Consider the following 17,985-nt stretch of genomic DNA (forward strand, 5'->3'; position numbering starts at 1 on the left):
TCTTCTCGACCATTTCACTTCTTCTGTCAAAGTCTTTTGGACTTTTCCGCCAGAAGCTCCAATGTCTGTCGAAGCTGTACAGTCGCCTTCACTATTATATGTTGACGTATGATTTGTTTAGTTTTCAAAGTGCAATTGCGAAATTATCCACAAAAGAAAATTTCTTATATCGCTCAAAGGCGACTTTTTAATAATAACAGAATCTAACATGAGTGTCAATCACTTTTTTTAAATTCTTTTTTGTGTACCGACATCTTTCGCGGCAACAGATAATAATATACCACTATAATTTATCCCGCGCAATACTTTTTTTATAAGTTTTTATTGAAATCTTTTTTGATAGAAAAAAAGAGCAAAAGCTCTATCGCTCTCGCTCTCCTCTTATATCATAATTAACGATGACGCATTAACGGGAATAATAAAACATCTCTAATAGACGGAGAATTAGTTAATAGCATCACAAGACGATCAATTCCAATTCCTAGACCACCAGTCGGAGGCATTCCAAATTCTAAAGCCTCAATAAAATCATGGTCCATCATATGAGCTTCGTCGTTTCCTTGCTCTCTCTCTTTAAGCTGCGCTTCGAAACGTTCTCTTTGATCAATTGGATCATTTAACTCAGTAAACGCATTCGCATGCTCACGGGCCACGATAAATAACTCAAAACGATCCGTAAATCTTGGATCTTGTTCATTTTTCTTAGCCAATGGAGAAATCTCTACTGGATGGCCGTAAATGAAGGTTGGCTGAATAAGTTGTTCTTCTACTTTTTGCTCAAAGAACTCATTGACGATATGCCCATATAACATTGTATCTTTAATTTCAACATTATGTTCTTTTGCTAATTGTTTTGCTTCTTCAACGGACATTTCCTTCCAGAAGTCAACACCCGTATATTCCTTAATTGCATCTACCATATGAAGTCTTTTCCATTCAGGCTTCAAGTCTACTAAATGGTCACCGTATTGAACGGTCGTTGTACCAAGTACTTCTTGCGCAATATGAGCAACAAGATTCTCAGTCAGACTCATAATGTCACGGTAATCAGCATAAGCTTCATACAGTTCAATCATCGTAAATTCAGGGTTATGTCGAGTAGATACTCCCTCATTACGGAATACACGACCAATTTCGTACACTTTCTCTAATCCACCAACAATCAGGCGCTTTAAGTGCAACTCAATTGCAATACGCATATATAACTGCATGTCCAATGCATTGTGATGAGTAATGAACGGGCGAGCTGATGCTCCACCTGCAATGGCATGCATCATAGGTGTTTCTACTTCCAAATATCCGTGGTCATCTAAATAGCGTCTCATCGATTGAATAATTTTGCTGCGAGTAATGAAAGTTTTTCTACTTTCTTGACTTGTTATTAGATCTAAGTAGCGTTGACGGTAACGCTGTTCCACATCTTTAAGTCCATGGAACTTTTCAGGTAATGGACGAAGAGCCTTTGTTAGCAGTTGGAAGTCTTGAACTTTAATAGACAGTTCCCCTACCTTTGTCTTAAATAATTCTCCTGTTACACCAACGATATCTCCTAAATCTACGCTGCCGAAAGTATCATACTGATCCTCACCAACTGCATCTTGTCTCACATATATTTGAATTTGGTCTGTAAGATCTTGCAGATGAGCAAAACCTGCTTTTCCTTTTCCGCGCTTTGTCATAATACGACCTGCAATCGTAACGGTAACAGCTAATTGTTCAAGAGCCTCTTTCTCCATTTCACCATATTGATTAACTATTTCTTCTGCAAGATGAGTACGCTCATAGCGCTTTCCGAACGGATCTAATCCTTTTTCCCGCAAATCATTCATTTTTTCCAATCTGACCCTCATCTGGTCGTTTAATTCTTCACTCACTGAAATCATCTCCAATATTTAAATGTTTCTATGTAATCCAATCCAAAGACGTAAACCTTAAATCATGAATGGTATCATGGACAATCACAAAATAAAAATTCATACTTTACTATTTTACACAAAATAAATGAAAGAGACACCTAATATAATAAAAACTGCCAGCTATGACCGGCAGTTTTCTTTTTCATCATAATGAAAGAAGCGATCGAAGTCAATCCTTATCCAACCTGTATCTTTTGTTCCTTTGCCTCTTGCTCAAGGACAAGCTCATTTAGCAACCGGACCAATTCATCTCTTGTATTACATGAGTTAACTCCAGTACGAGCTTTAGCCGTTCCTCTAATCCCTTTTAAATACCACGCCGCATGCTTTCTCATTTCACGAACAGCGACATATTCACTTTTCAGGGCGATAAGACGGTCTAGGTGGAGAATGCACACATCAATCTTTTCTCTTACCGAAGGCTCACCTATCAATTCGCCTGTTTCCAAATATTTTACCGTTTCATAAATCATCCACGGATTGCCTAATGCTGCTCTTCCAATCATGACAGCGTCACAACCCGTTTCATCTAACATCCGCTTTGCATCCTGCGGTGTTTTCACATCGCCATTCCCAATGAGGGGGATATTGATAGATTCCTTCACTTCACGGATGATATCCCAATTCGCACTTCCTTCATACAATTGGACACGTGTACGGCCATGTAAGGACACCGCACTACCACCAGCTCGTTCAACTGCTTGGGCATTTTTCACAGCAAAGATATGCTCATCATCCCACCCCATACGCATTTTTACTGTCACGGGCTTATCCACATTATCAACTACCGCCGACACCATTTCATAAATTTTATCAGGGTCAAGCAACCATTTAGCGCCTGCATCACATTTCGTGATTTTCGGAACAGGGCATCCCATATTAATATCAATAATATCGGCATTTGTATGTTTATCTACAAATTTAGCTGCTTCAACAAGGGTAGCCTTTTCCCCACCAAAAATTTGTAGACTTAATGGATTTTCTCTCTCATCTATATATAGCATATTCATCGTTTTTTCGTTTTTTAAAACGATTCCTTTATCGCTAATCATTTCAGCACAAACTAAGCCAGCACCAAATTCCTTCACCGTTAAACGAAAAGCTGAATTACATATCCCAGCCATTGGCGCTAAGACAACTTGATTTTTCATTTCTACATTTCCGATTTTAAACATCAAGTTACCTCCTTTATTCTTCAGGTGGTGTTAAATCATCTATGTTCACTTTCAATTGTTCGGCAACCTGGTTTAAAAAATCTTCTGTCGGCATACGATTGCCACGTTCCACCTCTCCCAAAATAGAAACCGATACACCAAGATTTTCCGCTAAGCTCTCTTGTGTATAGCCTTTTAATTTGCGAAAAGCGCGAATACGTCTTCCCCATTTTTCAGCTTCCATATTCGTACTCCTTCTCTATCTGGTATTTCATCTAAATTTTTTCGTAAAAGATGATCCGTACTTGGGAGCTTTTCGTTCGGACTAATCTCGAGAAGTGGAATTAACACAAAAGCTCTTTCGTGCATCCGAGGATGTGGAACAAAAAGCTTCTCTGATTCAATATTTTCTTGATTATAGAGGAGAATGTCAAGATCTATAATCCTTGGTCCCCATCGAATGATCCTTTTTCTCCCAAGCTTTTCTTCAATTTGCAAGCAGCAATCTAACAAATCTAAAGGTCCCAACTCCGTTTTGACTTCAATTACCATGTTTAAAAATGGATCTTGCTCGGTGTATCCTACTGGGTCTGTCTCATAAATAGAAGAGCTATGAATCAACTCAATCTCAGGATGTTCATTTAGTAGTATGATTGCATCTGCGAGATTTTTATACCGATCGCCCATATTCGTACCGAGTGCAAGAAATGCTCGATTTTTCAATTTATCTACTCCTTGTAATTTCCACCGCAACCGAGTCGTAGTGACCTGGAATAGGAGGATCTGGCTTGATAACTTTTACCGTACATGACATCGCTTTTTCAAATTGCAGAAGACACGTGGCAGCAATTTTTTCGGCCACTGCTTCTAAAAGCTTATAGGGCTCTCCCTCTACAATTTCCTTGCACATCATATATAGCTCACCATAGTGAATGGAATCGGAAAGTTCATCCTTTTCACCAGCTGACTTTAAATCTGCTTCCACTACCAAATCAACGATGAACCTTTGCCCTAAACGTGTTTCCTCTGGAAAAACACCGTGGTAACCATAGAACTCCATTCGATTTACATAGATTTTATCCATTCCCTTGTCCCTTTCCGATTAATACATCCATCATCCCAGCCATTCGACTCATCTCTTTCACATCATGGACACGAATGATGTGACACCCCTTTTGAATGCCATAACAAACCGTTGCCCCTGTACCTTCCATCCTTTCTTCGACCGGAAGATTTAATGCTTGGCCAATCAGTGATTTTTTCGATGTTCCAAGTAAAACTGGATAACCAATCGAAACCAATTTATCAAGCTCCCTCATCATCACAATGTTTTCCTGCAAATCTTTAGCAAAACCAATACCTGGATCAAGTATGATATTTTTATCAGGAACGCCCGCATTTTTTACAATATGAATACTTTCAAACAAATCGTTTACCACATCTCGGTAAAAATGCTGATAGTCACGATCGTTACGATTATGCATCAAAATAATTGGCACATTGCAACGGACAGCTAGTGGAGCCATATCCGGATCTGCTTTTGCTCCCCATATATCGTTAATGATATGAGCACCAGCTTCCAAAGCTCCGGCTGCGACTTCAGCTTTATATGTATCAATCGATATCGGAACCCGAACTGCTTCTGACACCGCTTTAATAACAGGAACGACACGCTCCAATTCTTCCTGAACAGAAATTTGTTCATAACCAGGCCGAGTGGACTCGCCGCCAATATCAATAATGTCAGCACCAGCTTCAACCATTTGGCGAGCATGCTGAACCGCTTTTTCAATATGATTAAATTTGCCCCCATCTGAAAAAGAATCAGGGGTTGCATTTAAAATTCCCATAATTAGTGTTTTTTTACTGTAGTCCAGTGTATATGGACCACATTCGATCATTTGTTTTTGAATGGTAGACATCGTTAACCTCCAGATCGTTTTACTTCTTTATTGTAGCATAAGTTTCTTTCATCCATTCGATCTAAAAGGAGCAATAGTCATGTCGACTACTGCTCCTTTTGCATTTTTAATTGGCACGCTTACTCAGCATCAAATTGATACAGAGGAGTACTTAAATAACGTTCACCGTTACTTGGGATAATCGCTAACACTTTCTTCCCTTTCCCAAGCTCCTTTGCTACTTTTAATGCTGCTGAAATGGCAGCACCTGAAGAAATTCCACCTAAAATTCCTTCTTCTTTCGCAGCACGGCGGGCATATTCAAACGATTCTTCGTTTGTGATCTTTAATACTTCATCATACACTTCTGTATTTAATACTTTCGGTACAAATCCAGCACCGATACCTTGAATTTTATGTGGCCCTGGCTTACCTCCTGAAAGAACAGGTGAATCAGCAGGCTCAACTGCGTAAATTTTAATATTTGGATAATTTTCTTTTAGAACAGAACCAGCACCCGTTATCGTACCACCTGTTCCGATACCAGAGATAAAAGCATCTAATTGTTCGCCTATTTGCTCAACAATCTCTTTACCAGTTGTTCTCTTATGAACTTCAGGATTCGCAAAGTTTTCAAATTGTTGCGGTATGAAATAACCATTTTCCTTTGCTAACTCATCAGCTTTACGAATAGCTCCACCCATACCTTCTGGACCAGGTGTCAATACAAGCTCAGCACCATAGGCACGCAATAAGTTTCTACGCTCTAAGCTCATCGTTTCAGGCATTACAAGAATTGCTTTATATCCTTTGGCAGCCGCAACCATCGCCAGACCAATTCCTGTGTTTCCACTAGTTGGTTCAATGATCGTGTCTCCCTCTTTTAATTTTCCAGCTTCTTCTGCTGCTTCGATCATGGCAAGAGCGATACGATCCTTTACGCTGCTTCCAGGATTCATATACTCTAGCTTTAAATACACATCTGCGCTGTTTTCATCTACAAGGCGATTCAGTTTTACGATGGGCGTTTGACCCACTAACTCTGTTATTGAATTGGCTACACGTACCATTCTAAACACCTCTTATTCCGAGTAATTTTATTGGATTAATTCAAATTTACCAAGCTTATACCTAAATGTCAATCTTTTTACATGAAAAATGCAGAATATTTTTAATGTAATTTTTCACGCTTCACATTTCCTATCCTTCTTCATGCATTAAATACTTTTTATCCACTTTACAAAAATACACGAGCCACTGCTCGTGTATGATATTATCCTACTGCTCCCCGTAGAACCATTCCACATCTACTTCATTCCAAAAAGCTTCTACTGAGGATTCACCTTCCATCTGTTCCAAAGCGATAACTCTTCGAATTTCATTCTTCACTTCTTTAAAGCTGTACTCTTTTCCATCAATTTTTTCATGAAGGAGAGCAATCGCATATCCATCTTCAACTGGGATAGCCCCAGTCCATTCACCTGGCTTTAAAGTTTCCAATGCTTTTATGTAATCTGCGGAGATGGTCTCATCTTCAGAACGGACAAATCCAATATCCCCACCTTGGGCAGCACTAAACTCGTCCATCGATCGTTCCATCGCTAAAGCTGCAAAATTCGAACCACTTTTTAACTCCTCTAGAGCTTGATTTGCTTCTTTCTCCGTTTTCACCACTATTTGTGAAACATGGTAAGAAGTAGGGATTGCATAAAAGCTTTCGTTCTCATTATAGTAAGCCTGTAATTCCTCTTCTGGTACATTAACGTCCTTTGTTAAAATTTCCTCAAGCATCAGAGATGATTTTATTTGCCTTCTCCATTCTTCTTCATTCGATGCATCAGAGCTTGAGCCGTACATCGTTTTTATTAAAAACATTTCACGATCCACAGCTGCTTCTGAAATCGATATATCATACTTTTTGGCTAAGGCTTCAATGACCTTCTCATCAATCATTTCCTTCAATGTATCTTTTCCATACCGCTCTTCCATCACATTGAGCCACTCTTGCCTTGTTACTTCCTCTTTCCCGACAGTTGCCACAACTTCACTACTTCCATGGCTCGTTCCTAGTTTCGTTAGAAAAAAAGCAACGGTTAAGCAGTTTAGTGCAATTAGGCCAGCAATGATGATCCACAGCTGCTTTTTCTCCCACTTTCTCTCCAACCTTTTCTCCTCCCATTTTCACCACAATAGTCACACCAATGCTAAATAAAGCTATCTTTATTTCGCTTCATTTAACAATTGTTCTAAATCTTCACGCGTATAGGTATATTTCTCATTACAGAAATGACAATGGGTCTCTGCTTTACCATCTGTTTCAATCATATCGGTAATTTCATCTTTGCCTAAACTAATAATGGCATTTCCAAAGCGCTCCTTTGAGCATGTACATTGAAAAGTCACCGGCTGTGTTTCAAGGAACCGTACATTCCCTTTTCCTAAGACCTCTTCTAGTATTTCTTCTGGACTCAGGCCCCGTTCGATTAATTTTGAGATCGGTGGGATCGCTTTTAACCGTTCCTCAATTTTGGTAATCGTTTCATCTTCTGTCCCAGGCAATAATTGTATGACAAAACCTCCAGCTGCTAAAATCGTGTTATCCGGATTCACTAGTACACCTACCCCAACTGAAGAAGGGACCTGTTCGGATTTAACAAAGTAATACGTAAAGTCCTCTCCTAATTCCCCTGAAACGAGTGGAACCTGGCCAGTAAAGTAATCTCTTAAGCCAACATCTTTTACAACAGATAAGAAGCCACTCGTCCCTACTGCTCGTCTGACATCAAGCTTTCCATGCTCATTTAAGTCAAAGTGGACTTGAGGATGTGTGACATACCCTCTGACTTGTCCTTTCGCATTAGCATCTACTAAAATGGGACCAAGAGGACCATCCCCTTCAACTTTTACCGTAAGCTTTTCTTCCCCTTTTAACATAGAGCCCATCATTACGCTTGCTGTCATCGTTCTTCCAAGCGCCGCTGATGCGGTCGGCCATGTATGATGTCTTCTTTGTGCCTCTCCTACCGTTTCAGTACTACGAACTGCATAGGCGCGAACTTGATCATCAAACGCTAATGCTTTTACTAAATAATCCTTCATTCCTGTACCCCTTTCATGTATACCCGTTGTTGCTGCTTTATAGAGACTATTTTCTTAGCGTCTCCATATTTCGTTTATAAATTAACTGTAATCCTTTTAAGGTTAAATACGGATCGACGATATCAATGATAGATGCTTCTTTGGCGATAAGTCCATATAACCCACCTGTCGCAATGACCATCGGCTTTTTTTTGCTTTGCTTTTTCATTCTTTTTACAATTTCTTCAACCTGTCCTACATACCCGTAAAGGATACCCGCTTGCATTGCAGCAACTGTATTTTTTCCTACTACTCCTTCTGGAGGCGGTATTAATTCAATACGTGGTAACTTCGCTGCCCTGGAATACAGAGCTTCTGTTGAAATATGAACACCCGGAGCGATGGCTCCACCCATGTATTGCTTATGTTCATTAATATAACAATATGTAGTTGCTGTTCCAAAATCAACCACAATTAACGGACTTCCGTATTCATGAATGGCAGCAACCGCATTGACAATTCGATCCGCCCCAACCTCACGTGGATTTTCATATTTAATATCTAAGCCAGTTTTAATTCCCGGCCCGACAATTAATGGTTTCAAATTGAAATAGCGGGAACACATTCTCTCTAGCGCTAGCATAATTGGTGGAACGACAGATGAAATAATAATTCCCTCAATGGCAGATAAACTTAAACCGACATGATCAAATAAGTTCTTGATCATAATTCCGTACTCATCCTCGGTTTTGGAACGATTCGTCTCCATTCTCCAATGATGCTTTAATTCATCCTTATCATATACACCTAGAACCATATTGGTATTTCCCACATCAAAAACAAATATCACCTAGATCACCACTTTTGTTTAATATCAAGCTTTGATTAAACCAAGATCTTTGTCGAATAGTTGGATATCCTATTCTGCCAACATTTTAACACAAACGAAGGTTCTTTTAGCAAGCATTGTAGCTTTTCAAACATTTATTCCCTTACTTAGATCAGAAAAGGTGCCCTAAAGATAGGACACCTTAACGTGAACCATTATATCAGGCAGGAGCCTGAAGAAATTGCACTCATTAGTTCTTTTTATTTTCATCTTCTGTAGCGGATGGTGGTTCTGTCAAGTCTGTATCCTTTTCAGTTTCACTGGATTCAGACTTATCTTCATCCTTTTTGACACTGATATTTACCTTCACATCATCTGAATCAGTAGCCTCATTTTTTTCTAATTCAACAGATGCTGTTGGTCTTTCAGGTAATGTACCATGGTCGATTAAATGCTTGATTTGCTCAGCATCTAAAGTTTCTACTTCCAATAAAGTATTAGCGATTAAATCAAGCTTATCTCGGTTCTCAGTAAGAACTTTTCTAGCCTTTTCATAACACTCTTTAATGATGCGTTGAATTTCTAAATCAATTTCATACGCAATCGCATCGGAATAGTTTTGTTCATTATGAATATCACGACCTAAGAATACTTGGCCGCCTTGCGCTTGACCAAACTGTAAAGGTCCGAGCTTATCACTCATACCAAACTCAGTCACCATTCGACGAGCAAGACCTGTAGCACGTTGGAAGTCATTGTGAGCCCCTGTACTTACCTCACCAAAGACAATTTCCTCTGCTACGCGTCCACCAAGCAAGCCGACGATTTTGTCAAGAAGCTCCGGCTTTGTCATAAAGTAACGGTCTTCCTTCGGTAACATAACGGCATATCCGCCAGCCTGACCACGTGGAACGATCGTAACTTTATGAACCATTTCTGCTTCTTCAAGAACCACACCAATGACCGTATGTCCAGCTTCATGGAAAGCTACGATGTTTCTCTCCTTCTTGGAGATTACTCTGCTTTTCTTCGCTGGACCTGCAATGACGCGATCCGTTGCTTCGTCAATATCATCCATATCGACTTTCTTTTTGTTTCGACGGGCAGCTACAAGAGCCGCTTCATTTAATAAGTTTTCAAGGTCTGCACCAGAGAAGCCTGGCGTACGAGCTGCGATTGCTTTTAGGTTAACAGACTCATCTAATGGCTTATTACGCGCATGTACTTTTAGCACCGCTTCACGACCATTTACATCTGGGCGATCCACTGTAATTTGACGGTCAAAACGACCTGGACGCAATAACGCTGGGTCTAAAATATCTGGGCGGTTTGTAGCAGCGACGATGATAATTCCTTCATTGACGCCAAACCCATCCATTTCAACAAGCAATTGGTTCAAGGTTTGCTCACGTTCATCATGTCCTCCACCGAGACCAGCACCACGCTGACGACCAACTGCATCGATTTCATCAATAAAAATAATACATGGTGCATTTTTCTTCGCATTTTCAAATAAATCACGGACACGAGACGCACCGACCCCGACAAACATTTCAACAAAGTCAGAACCACTAATAGAGAAGAACGGGACTCCTGCTTCTCCCGCTACTGCTCGTGCCAGCAATGTTTTACCCGTACCTGGAGGTCCAACAAGTAAAACACCTTTCGGGATTCTTGCCCCTACTTCAGCAAATTTACGAGGATCCTTCAAGAATTCAACAACCTCTACAAGTTCCTGTTTCTCTTCATCTGCACCAGCCACATCTTTAAAACGGACTTTCTTCTTCTCATCATTGTAAAGCTTTGCCTTACTCTTACCAAAATTCATGACACGACTACCGCCGCCTTGAGCTTGGTTTAATAAGAAGAAAAACAAGATGAAAATAATGATAAACGGAATAATAGAAGTAAAGAACGTAATCCAACCACTCTGTTCTTTTGCTGGAAGAACGTCAATTTCAGAAGCTGCTGCTGCCTGGTCGACTTTTGCTAGCAACTGTTCACTATTCCATACATATGTGATAAAGTATTTGCCTTCCTCATAGTTGGCAAGGCGTCCTCTTACTTCATAGACCCCTCTTTCAGGCTGGATTGTGATTTCTTTAACATCACCAGCTTCTAAATGGGTTATAAAGTCATTATAGGATATATCTTCTGTTGGCTCATTGCTTCCATTAAAGAAACTAACAACGCCAATAATTACGAGAAAAATCAATAAATAAAATATGGTATTACGAAAAATTCGATTCATCCCTTACCTCCTCCCACACATCAACAAACTATAGTAAATAGTATCATAGAGATTTATGACTATACAAGAAATTGCCCCTTTTTGGAGAAACCTTGTCATTTCATAAAAACCTCATGAAATTTGCACAATACATCGGTTCGTTCATAAGGCTTTCATTTTTCATAAAAAAGTTTAAAGTAACATCCTTCTTATTTTACGCTTCGTCACTATTCGTATATACCTCTGGCTTTAAAACGCCAATATATGGTAGGTTGCGATATTTTTCAGCATAATCTAATCCATACCCTACAACGAATGCATCAGGAACGATAAAACCAACATAATCTGCACTAATATCTGCTTTTCTTCCTGTTGGTTTGTCAAGAAGTGTTACGATTTTAATCGATTTGGCTTTACGATAACGGAATAATTCCACTAAATAGCTTAATGTCAATCCACTATCAATGATATCCTCAATGATTAGAATATTTCTGCCTTCTACAGATGTATCTAAATCCTTTAGGATTTTTACTTCTCCAGAAGATACAGTTGAATTTCCATAGCTAGATACGTCCATGAAATCCATCTCTAAATATGTCTCCACTCGTTTTAACAGGTCACCCATAAAAGGCATTGCGCCTTTTAAAACCCCAACTGCTAGCGGAAAAGAATCCTGGTAGTCTTCTGTTAATTGAGCAGCAAGCTCTTTAATTTTCGTTTGAATCTCTTCTTCTGTAATAAGTACTTTTTCAATATCCTTTTTCATCATTTGTTGTGCCCCCTAGAAGATCATTGCTTATGTACCTTAGTAGAATGTTTCTTTGTTGACTGTTATAACTAGCTCCTGTTCGTGAATGCTTTGACTTTCGTAATCCAGGTACCCAGAGGATTTCATCGAAGCGATTTGTCACAACTGGCCAAGAATTTCTCTTAACCAACGGAACCTTTTCATCGATAAAAAGATCCTTCAGTTTCTTTGTTCCATCCATCCCCACTACGGTCATTCTATCGCCATTTTTCCTACTTCGAACGACAATTGGTAATTGCTCTTCTTCAAATCGAATTAGGCATTGATCTGGACCTTGCCCTTGTTGCCCACAACTATCAATCACTTCCATGCGGATGATATCCCCATTGGGAAGGGCTACTTCACCTGGCTCGCTCAATTCGAATGAATAAGGGGTATGGTTTGTTTGTACTTGAAATTGAAAGGTACATTCCTGGTACGAACGAACTACTTTTAACCCATTTGGGAAATCTAGTGAGCTAGAGGGGTGTGGACTTTGTAAAATGGATACTATTTTTTCAATATGTAAAGCGGATAAAGAAGCTGGTCTAACTTTATAAAGATAGTTTAATATTAGTTGAATCCCTCTCCTTTGTAAAGGCATAGGCATTGATTCAAACGCTTTTATATCAACTGTTATTAGACTGTCTCTATTCTTTAAAATAACGTCCTGCACTTTTTCCTCTGCTAAAGTAAGAAGAAAAGTTTCATCTTGTTCGAGCTCCTCGCTTAGACGTTGAAAATGCTCGTGTACTTGAGGGTTTTCTTGTCTTAAAAAAGGAAGAACGTACTTACGGAATCGATTTCGACTATAATCATCCTTATCATTGCTTGGGTCTCTTCGAGGATTTAATCCATAGTCTAAACAATACTGCTCAACTTCTCCCCTGTTTAAACATAGAAAAGGACGAATTAACAAACCATTATGGAAGGGCCTTGAAAAAGGGATCCCTGTTCTAGCTTTCCCTGTACTTCCTCTCGTTAATCTCATCAATATCGTTTCAATTTGGTCATCTCCATGATGACCGAGTGCCAAATCGGAGAGTCCATGCTTCTCAAGCATCTCCTCAAAAAAAGCGTATCTTTTCTCACGAGCTGCCACTTGAGAGCTAAGTCCAGTCCTTTCAATATAGGATTGGACATCGATTTGTTTCATTTCAAAAGGTATGTTTCTTTCTTCACAAAAGTCTCTAACGAATAACGCCTCTTGCTTCGATTCTTCCCCTCGAAACATATGGTCAACATGCGCTGCAACAATATACAAATTCCACTTTTCCTGATGACTCCATAAAAAATGAAGCAAGGCTAGAGAATCTGGCCCTCCAGAAACCCCTACTAATATCCTTTTATCATTCAGATTAAATCGTCTTTTTTTCAGGAAAGCTTTCACTTTTCTTTCCACCATAACCTCTTCCTTTAGGACAATTCTTAATTAATATTCTCCAAATAAGCTTACCATTAATAAATAAACTGGCACAACTCTCACGATCGCTCTATTATCATCATATTAAGCTTATTTTAGTTATTTTTATGGGGATTAACCCTTCGTTATGAGTCTTTTTTCGATGTTTTTTTAGCCAACTTGTCCATATATATAGAGCATATAGAGAATAGAAATGACCATGACAATCAACGTCGTCTCTAGCCAGCCACCTTTTCTTTTCTGAGTTGCCTGTCTAGTATTCTGAACAGAAGACCTCGTAACCCTCTTTTTCGGCGCAGGATTAACCTTCTTAACCGACTCACTCATGTTTCTTATCATATCCGCTCGCATTTCTTTCGCCGATTGATATTTGCCATTGAGGGCATTGAGCAGAACCACCTCATATTTTTGAAGTGCTTTCGCCTGCCGGATCATCCCTTGCAATTGAGTGATCCCTCCTGTCGATTTATTAAATCGCTTCGGATACTCTGTATTAATCATAATCATCGCAACAGCGAATAAATCATAAGTCGGTTCCGCTTTACGCGTCCCCATGCCCCAATAACCTCTATCATAAAATTCCGTAAACTCTTTGATTGCTCTTCCTTGGATCGTAGTGCCGCCGACATCAATGCAACGGATTCTTGGGGGCGGCCCCATCACAATTAAATTCTCTGGCTTTAAGTCGCCAAACACCCATCCTTTTTCATGGAGAGTATGTAGATCACTAAGCAGCTGCAGAATGAGAACCTCTGTCCATCCCGTTCCTTTTTGCTGAATGAATGTTAATAAATCTGGCCCCTCAATATATTCCATTACATAAAAGGATACGGGTTGGTTTCTCGTAGCCCAATCATCGACATCAATCAAAGAAGGCCCGAGGGATGACCCTTGGACCTTTGCAAAAGATTTGAGGACATTGACCTCAGATGTAATCGACATTCCGTTATCACTCATTTTAAGAGCAACTTTCTGCTGTTGAAATTGTGCTAAATATACAATCCCATTTGCCCCAAACCCCAGCTCCTTCAGAATCGTATAGCGATTTTTATGCCATTTCCCTTCAATAATTGTACCTGGTTGAACTTTACATAGATTCTTCAAAGAACTGTTCATCATCACGGGATAACAAACTCCTTAAGGATCGTTTTTTCTTAAAATAGGAAAGCGCTTCTCGAATGGCAGGACCTGTTGGAGTGATTCCCCCTGTTGAAAGCTTAGGGAAAATACTTGTTAAAGATTCTAATTGTGGTGTCCAATCGAGCAGTTTTTCGACATCTTTCTTTTTCCCGGGAAATACAAAGACCCCAAATTGATTATTCCCCGCACGAGCATTAAGACTTAAAGATAAATCTAGCAATGCTTCTTTAACCGTTGGAAGCTTGTGTTTCATACTCGCACTCGTATCGACAAGAACCAACACTTCCAATTTCACATTCTCACCTAGCTCATCGACAACTTCCATGACTTCTCCTCTTTGTTCAGGTGGAAGATCCTCCATCGTCTTAGAGCCACCTAAGATTTGTTGCAGTTCCTTGTTTACTACTCCTTGTAACGTTTGTGTCATCGCTTTTCTCGTTACCATCTGAACAGTTTGCGATAAACTTTGCGCATACACAACTTGACTCACGCCGCCTCCTGACATGGCAATTCCTTCTATTTCCTTCATTCCTTGTTCATCAATTGTATCCTGCTCCATCACTCCAATCACATTTACCGTCACACCTTGCTCTTTCGCTAGTGCGGCCATCGCAATGGGATCTTCCCCTTGATTGGAGCATCCATCAGTAATCAACAATATTTGCTTTAACGTACCTGGATTCATGCTTTCTCCTCCTCGTTTCAGGTTGTTACCATTTTCGTCATGAAGAGAAGCAATTATACCTATTCACGCAATATGATTTCATAATGTTCGAATTTTTTTAACGACATGAGGCAATTTCACAATGAACGAAGGTGAATTAAGAATCCGATAATCCCCATAGGTTTCTAAATATGTATCCTATTTCAAGTTAATATCGTTTTCGTATTTTAACTTGAGAAGGGCAATTATGAAATTCATTCACATTACTCTGTTTGCATGCATTTCTTATGCCTGTTTTTGATATTTATGAATCGGAATCGTCGCCCATTTCGGTGTATTATGTTTGATTTTTGTTACGACGACTGTCATATCATCTGCAATTGAATTTGAGCGCGAGCGAATCACTTCTTCCATAATTAAATCTGCAACTTCCTGAGGATCATCTGTCGCCAATTCACTTATTTTCCGTTTCATCCACAGATCATAATTCTCCACATGTTTGGGCCCTTCAAATACACCATCACTCATCATGATTAATAGATCACCTGCTTTAAGCTGCTCTTTCACAACCTCCACATCAAATTCATGAATGATGCCAATAGGCAAATTGCTTGCCTGGATTTTTTTCACGGTGTCACCCCTCTTAATAAAACTTGGGATAGAGCCAACTTTTAAAAACTTCGCTGAAGCATCTTGTAAATCAATCATGGCCAAGTCTAATGTAGAAAAGATTTCATCCGTCGTCCTCAAGGAGAGAATCGAGTTCACTGATTTAATCGCCAATCTTTCTTCAATACCTGACTGCAATATTTTTTGTAATAGTTTAAGTGTCTCTTGGCTTTCAAAATGAGCCCGTTCTCCATTTCCCATCCCATCGCTTATCGCTACAGCATGCTTTCCACCGCTTAAACTGATCATAGAATAGCTGTCACCAGAAACAAATCCACCGTCCTTAGCCGCATGTGCGACTCCAGTATCAATCGTAAACGCCTTAGCCGAACGGAATGTAACATGACAAAAACCATTTGGATACGTTGAACATTCCTCTGAATCGACAATAATTGTTTCCCCTAAAATATCAGATAATACAGGCGCAATCAGTTTTTCACATTCTCCATGACCGTTGCAGAAGGGGATGGTCATATCAATATCAACATTACTATGCTCGAGACTATAAATTTCAACATATTCAATCTGAATTCCAAACTCCTGTAAGGCTTCATAAATCAATTCTTCCTGCTTATGATGATTGTCCCTCTCTCTTTGAATTTCCTTTGCAAAGTCCCCCATTACAGTAGAGACCCCTAGTAATTGGTCTGCGACCAGCCTTCTGCTTTCCTGCACCTGTTTCTTTAATTTTTGATTGGCTTGAAACAATGTTAATTCCTGTTGGATCGTGTTGATCACTTTTTGGGATTTCGTACAATGCTTATTCCAATCCCTTGATAGCTTAGGTGAAATCGTTCCATCATTTTGATCCATTTCATGCATAAGTTCCTTCATATAATCATAAGTTGTATTAAAGTTACGTGCCCAGCAATGTTCTTTTTTAAAACACATTTGACACGTCTTTTCTGTCACATTGCTTAAAAAGTAGTCAAGCTCTCGACTTTCCGGATCCTCATGTTCTGATAACTCATCATAGGATGCAAAGCTATTCGACAACGCTTGAAAGACAGATGAAAATTGTTCCACTCTTTGAGCAGTCACATCTCGCATTTTTCGCATATAATGCTGCTGTTCAGCTGCGTATTCAGGTGTACCTGGAATATATTTTGCTAATTTTGAAGTCAATCCATGAGGTGTAAGCAGGAACAAGAGTACAGCTGCTGCTGATTCCAGTAGGGTCTTGTCCAGATTGCCACTACCCTCACCATACATTCCGATAAGCAAGGTGGAAATAAATAACCCAATGACAACACCAATCTTTTTCCCTTCTTTAAGCAAACCACCTAGCAGTCCGGCAAAGGCTAATAGACTCATATGATAAAAGCTTGATACATTGGCCAAGCTAAAAATAAGACCGGTCACAACACCTACAGTCGAACCGACCGTTGCTCCTGCCACAAATGCAAAAACAAGCACTAAATAACGGGAGGTTATATGTTCTAGAGACAAATCATAGACAGACCAACCGATCGTTCCGGTCATAACGGATGCAAGCATAATAATTAAACATACAACTTCTTCTGTTTTTAATGTCTGCCTTCTCTTACTTGCCAAAATAAGGGGGATACTTTGCAAAAATATAAGGGTTAAAATAAATCCTAAACTTGCTTCAACGCCTGCCATCATCCCATCATAAAGGGAGATTTGCCCTGTTACGATAAAGCTTTTAGCGAGTTTACTTACAAGAATGGTAAAGAGCACAAAGAAAGGAAGCGCTTTAATCTCTTTCTTTATCCAATGAAGAGCAATACGGAATAGCACCAGAAATATTAGCGTACTTATAAATGCATATGCCGCATCTACAACTGTCAATGTGGCAGCTCCAGTAACTAATCCTACTAGGGCAATCGGAGCCCGATCTCTTCTTAATACATACACGGCTGCGAAGAATGGGAGAATAAACGGCGTAAGGGTCGATAAAATAAGGGCTCGTCCAAGTAAGAATCCAATTACAAAAAGAATATACCCTCTCTTCAAAAAGAAGGCTTCTAATTTTTGTTGAATTTTGTTTATCCCCGAAGACACATCAAACTTTGCTTTGTTGTTCAAATCCAAACTACCGACAGGTTCAATCAATGTCCTTACTGTCTTGTCCATAACAAATACACTCCTTACTTTTTTATTTTTCTATCCCTTCTCATCAATGTGTTTTTAATTAATTGCTGTTTTCGTAAATGTCCTCAAATGAGGTTTT

16 protein-coding genes are annotated in these 17,985 nt (G+C 39.5%); all 16 read right to left on the minus strand.

The features are described from left to right. Nucleotides 1–392: 392 nt before the first annotated feature. The gene (gene lysS, locus BMSHG_RS24670) at nucleotides 393–1,883 is read right to left on the minus strand and encodes a lysine--tRNA ligase (protein WP_026073615.1); all 1,491 of its coding nucleotides are present in this window, start codon (nucleotides 1,881–1,883) and stop codon (nucleotides 393–395) included. A gap of 209 nt (nucleotides 1,884–2,092) precedes the next feature. Next, nucleotides 2,093–3,091, minus strand: coding sequence for a tRNA dihydrouridine synthase DusB (gene dusB, locus BMSHG_RS24675; protein ID WP_019157140.1), 999 nt, complete (start codon nucleotides 3,089–3,091; stop codon nucleotides 2,093–2,095). A gap of 13 nt (nucleotides 3,092–3,104) precedes the next feature. Next, the gene (locus BMSHG_RS24680) at nucleotides 3,105–3,314 is read right to left on the minus strand and encodes a helix-turn-helix domain-containing protein (RefSeq protein WP_019157141.1); all 210 of its coding nucleotides are present in this window, start codon (nucleotides 3,312–3,314) and stop codon (nucleotides 3,105–3,107) included. Continuing rightward, the gene (gene folK, locus BMSHG_RS24685) at nucleotides 3,266–3,793 is read right to left on the minus strand and encodes a 2-amino-4-hydroxy-6-hydroxymethyldihydropteridine diphosphokinase (protein ID WP_019157142.1); all 528 of its coding nucleotides are present in this window, start codon (nucleotides 3,791–3,793) and stop codon (nucleotides 3,266–3,268) included. The genes BMSHG_RS24680 and folK overlap by 49 nt, the downstream gene beginning before the upstream one ends. A gap of 1 nt (nucleotide 3,794) precedes the next feature. Continuing rightward, a complete protein-coding gene (gene folB / locus BMSHG_RS24690) occupies nucleotides 3,795–4,154 on the minus strand; it encodes a dihydroneopterin aldolase (protein ID WP_019157143.1) in 360 nt (119 codons plus the stop codon). After that, nucleotides 4,147–4,992 carry a dihydropteroate synthase gene (folP, locus tag BMSHG_RS24695; protein ID WP_019157144.1) on the minus strand — a complete coding sequence of 282 codons (846 nt, stop codon included), beginning with the start codon at nucleotides 4,990–4,992 and terminating at the stop codon, nucleotides 4,147–4,149. Before folP ends, folB begins: the two co-directional genes overlap by 8 nt. A 119-nt stretch (nucleotides 4,993–5,111) precedes the next feature. After that, complete coding sequence (gene cysK, locus BMSHG_RS24700) at nucleotides 5,112–6,041, minus strand: cysteine synthase A (RefSeq protein WP_019157145.1); 930 nt, start codon at nucleotides 6,039–6,041, stop codon at nucleotides 5,112–5,114. Between the two features lie 208 nt (nucleotides 6,042–6,249). After that, nucleotides 6,250–7,134 carry a peptidyl-prolyl cis-trans isomerase gene (locus tag BMSHG_RS24705; protein WP_019157146.1) on the minus strand — a complete coding sequence of 295 codons (885 nt, stop codon included), beginning with the start codon at nucleotides 7,132–7,134 and terminating at the stop codon, nucleotides 6,250–6,252. A 57-nt stretch (nucleotides 7,135–7,191) separates the two neighbouring features. Beyond that, on the minus strand, nucleotides 7,192–8,070 hold the full coding sequence (hslO, locus tag BMSHG_RS24710; protein ID WP_019157147.1) for an Hsp33 family molecular chaperone HslO: 879 nt from the start codon (nucleotides 8,068–8,070) through the stop codon (nucleotides 7,192–7,194). 46 nt (nucleotides 8,071–8,116) lie between these two features. Further along, nucleotides 8,117–8,899 (minus strand): type III pantothenate kinase, encoded by a 783-nt coding sequence (locus BMSHG_RS24715; protein WP_019157148.1) that lies wholly within the window; start codon nucleotides 8,897–8,899, stop codon nucleotides 8,117–8,119. A 229-nt stretch (nucleotides 8,900–9,128) separates the two neighbouring features. After that, complete coding sequence (ftsH, locus tag BMSHG_RS24720; protein ID WP_019157149.1) at nucleotides 9,129–11,129, minus strand: ATP-dependent zinc metalloprotease FtsH; 2,001 nt, start codon at nucleotides 11,127–11,129, stop codon at nucleotides 9,129–9,131. A 193-nt stretch (nucleotides 11,130–11,322) separates the two neighbouring features. Beyond that, entirely contained in the window at nucleotides 11,323–11,874 is a 552-nt protein-coding gene (hpt, locus tag BMSHG_RS24725) for a hypoxanthine phosphoribosyltransferase (RefSeq protein ID WP_213083613.1), read from the minus strand. Continuing rightward, complete coding sequence (gene tilS / locus BMSHG_RS24730) at nucleotides 11,858–13,300, minus strand: tRNA lysidine(34) synthetase TilS (RefSeq protein WP_019157151.1); 1,443 nt, start codon at nucleotides 13,298–13,300, stop codon at nucleotides 11,858–11,860. The genes hpt and tilS overlap by 17 nt, the downstream gene beginning before the upstream one ends. Before the next feature lie 168 nt (nucleotides 13,301–13,468). Next, entirely contained in the window at nucleotides 13,469–14,437 is a 969-nt protein-coding gene (locus BMSHG_RS24735) for a protein kinase domain-containing protein (RefSeq protein ID WP_026073616.1), read from the minus strand. Continuing rightward, nucleotides 14,406–15,164 carry a vWA domain-containing protein gene (locus tag BMSHG_RS24740; RefSeq protein WP_262362312.1) on the minus strand — a complete coding sequence of 253 codons (759 nt, stop codon included), beginning with the start codon at nucleotides 15,162–15,164 and terminating at the stop codon, nucleotides 14,406–14,408. Before BMSHG_RS24740 ends, BMSHG_RS24735 begins: the two co-directional genes overlap by 32 nt. Before the next feature lie 243 nt (nucleotides 15,165–15,407). Beyond that, nucleotides 15,408–17,888: a stage II sporulation protein E gene (gene spoIIE / locus BMSHG_RS24745; protein ID WP_019157154.1), complete on the minus strand. Its 2,481-nt coding sequence runs from the start codon at nucleotides 17,886–17,888 to the stop codon at nucleotides 15,408–15,410. Nucleotides 17,889–17,985: the final 97 nt, after the last annotated feature.

The organism is Robertmurraya massiliosenegalensis JC6 (assembly GCF_000311725.1).
Lineage (GTDB): Bacteria > Bacillota > Bacilli > Bacillales > Cytobacillaceae > Robertmurraya > Robertmurraya massiliosenegalensis.

Excerpts from the sequence above, each read along its gene's own strand:
- folP (WP_019157144.1), bottom strand. The coding sequence starts at position 4,992 with ATGTCTACCATTCAAAAACAAATGATCGAATGTGGTCCATATACACTG.
- dusB (WP_019157140.1), bottom strand. The coding sequence starts at position 3,091 with ATGTTTAAAATCGGAAATGTAGAAATGAAAAATCAAGTTGTCTTAGCG.
- tilS (WP_019157151.1), bottom strand. The coding sequence starts at position 13,300 with ATGGTGGAAAGAAAAGTGAAAGCTTTCCTGAAAAAAAGACGATTTAAT.
- BMSHG_RS24735 (WP_026073616.1), bottom strand. The coding sequence starts at position 14,437 with ATGATGAACAGTTCTTTGAAGAATCTATGTAAAGTTCAACCAGGTACA.
- ftsH (WP_019157149.1), bottom strand. The coding sequence starts at position 11,129 with ATGAATCGAATTTTTCGTAATACCATATTTTATTTATTGATTTTTCTC.
- folB (WP_019157143.1), bottom strand. The coding sequence starts at position 4,154 with ATGGATAAAATCTATGTAAATCGAATGGAGTTCTATGGTTACCACGGT.
- lysS (WP_026073615.1), bottom strand. The coding sequence starts at position 1,883 with ATGATTTCAGTGAGTGAAGAATTAAACGACCAGATGAGGGTCAGATTG.
- BMSHG_RS24680 (WP_019157141.1), bottom strand. The coding sequence starts at position 3,314 with ATGGAAGCTGAAAAATGGGGAAGACGTATTCGCGCTTTTCGCAAATTA.
- cysK (WP_019157145.1), bottom strand. The coding sequence starts at position 6,041 with ATGGTACGTGTAGCCAATTCAATAACAGAGTTAGTGGGTCAAACGCCC.
- hslO (WP_019157147.1), bottom strand. The coding sequence starts at position 8,070 with ATGAAGGATTATTTAGTAAAAGCATTAGCGTTTGATGATCAAGTTCGC.
- spoIIE (WP_019157154.1), bottom strand. The coding sequence starts at position 17,888 with ATGGACAAGACAGTAAGGACATTGATTGAACCTGTCGGTAGTTTGGAT.
- hpt (WP_213083613.1), bottom strand. The coding sequence starts at position 11,874 with ATGAAAAAGGATATTGAAAAAGTACTTATTACAGAAGAAGAGATTCAA.